Here is a 374-nt window from a genome sequence, read left to right on the forward strand (position 1 = left end):
CAACTTCCTGCTCTATATCTTTGTCATCGTGCTGTTGCTCATTCTGGTGCTGGTCATCTTCGCGATGACCAAGCCGAACGAGTTTTCGATCCGGCGGTCCATCTCGATCCGGGCGCCTGCCGCGCGCGTCTATGGCCTGATCAATGATTTCCGACGCTGGCCGGCCTGGTCGCCATGGGAGAAGCTCGATCCCGCGATGGCAAAAACCATGGCCGGCGCGGAGGCTGGTCCCGGCGCTGTTTATATGTGGGAAGGCAACAAGAAGGTCGGAGCCGGCCGCATGGAGATCATCGCCGCCGAACCCTTTTCGCGGATCGAGATCAAGCTCAATTTCCTCAAACCCTTCGCCGCTGAAAACCGCACGGTGTTCACGC

The 374-nt window shown here is 59.1% G+C and carries 1 protein-coding gene; it reads left to right on the forward strand.

What is annotated here, in order from left to right; all coding sequences use genetic code 11:
* On the forward strand, positions 1-374 hold a 374-nt coding region (locus tag AC1D0P_RS31875), incomplete at both ends, for an SRPBCC family protein (protein ID WP_477680379.1).

Source organism: Polaromonas sp. P1_G2, from assembly GCF_056405515.1.